The following is a 1427-nucleotide window of genomic DNA, read 5'->3' on the forward strand; positions in this document are numbered from 1 at the left end:
GCGAAAAAGTACGTTTTTTAAAGATGACTGACTATAAATTATATAATCCTAATGAAAGTACTGACTGGATAGAAAATAATTCAATCTTATTCTATACTAATATTATTAGTCGTATAGATAAATGCGGGCTTCAAGATAAATATCAAAAACCTGGTAAAAATTGGGGATACTGGACCGGTCCTCCTAAGATACCATTTGAAGATCTTTTAATCCAGCATTTCAATGCTATTGAAACTGTTGCTTTACCTCCCTTTGATTCTGATAATATTTGTTACTGGTGTGCTGCTGACTTTGATGACCATAATAATACACCACAAACCAATAATGTCATTCAATTCACACAATACCTGAAATCTTTGGGCATTCCTTACTTTGCCTTGCTGTCCGGAAGCAACTTAGGATATCACGTCTGGATCCTTCTTGAACCCTGTAAGACCATTACTGCTTATAAGTTCATTCGACAACTAATTCATGATGCTGATATCGAAAATCCGGGCAAAATTGATCTATTTCCTAAGCAAATGGCTGCAAATAATTCAAATAACGCCAAAGGCTATGGTAATCATCTTAAGTTGCCCAATGCCTTTAACTGGAAAGCTGGCCGTAGATCTATGCTGGTTGATCCAATTACTCTGGAACCTGTGCCCTATGTCACTATACCTGGTGTGCTTAGACTTCATGAAATAAATGAAGTTCCTGTTAAGCATAGAAAGGAAAGAAAGACCATTTCAAAGCCATTTGTTCAAATACCCGCAAAATATGAGCCTGATGGCCGTATTTCTGGTAATATGAGACCCTGTTTAGTAAAAGCTTTGGACCAAGAATTAACTGGTGGAGCTGGTCATATGACCCGCGTTGCTATTTGTCATGAAGCTATAAATGCTGGAATGGATCGCGAATCTGTTATTCAATTGTTTAGTGGTCAGGCTGATTTTGTTTATGAAAAGTCTGCTGTACAAGTTGATTTTGCTATAGCCAAAAAGTATAATAAATGGAACTGTGAAACCATACATAGAGATTGTATTCAATTTGTAGATTGTACGAACTGCTTATATAATAATATAGCTGACATAAAAGTAAAGTTCGAGAGTCCGACAATAGAAGGGCTAGAAGAGCCCGAACAAGAGCAACAAGAACCTCAGGAAGCATAAATATGAATCAAACAACAAATAATAAAAATAATGATGTCATGAAAAATAATGACGTTGTAGAATTCGTTACTGAGATAGATCAAATGTTTGTGGATTCGATGCCGGATACCCGGAAGTTCATCCGGCTAGCACTACCTGGGGAAGTTGATGGTAAGCTTCCTGTATTGGCAATGCGGTTTATCTTTCAGAACGATGAAGGCGCGCTATTTAAAGGCATGATATTTCCTCCTAAGGGCAAGTATACAGTAGCAGACCTCAATCAATTAATGTTGATTA

General features: G+C 37.0%; 2 protein-coding genes. Both read left to right on the forward strand.

All coding sequences use genetic code 11. From position 1 onward, the window contains the following. A partial coding sequence (locus tag BP727_RS09105) for a TOTE conflict system archaeo-eukaryotic primase domain-containing protein (protein WP_286858442.1) occupies positions 1-1151 on the forward strand: 1151 nt, incomplete at its 5' end. Positions 1152-1153: 2 nt separating this feature from the next. Next, a partial coding sequence (locus BP727_RS09110; protein ID WP_286858444.1) for a hypothetical protein occupies positions 1154-1427 on the forward strand: 274 nt, incomplete at its 3' end.

Origin of the sequence: Methanosaeta sp. UBA356 (genome assembly GCF_002496465.1) — an archaeon.
GTDB lineage: Archaea > Halobacteriota > Methanosarcinia > Methanotrichales > Methanotrichaceae > Methanothrix > Methanothrix soehngenii.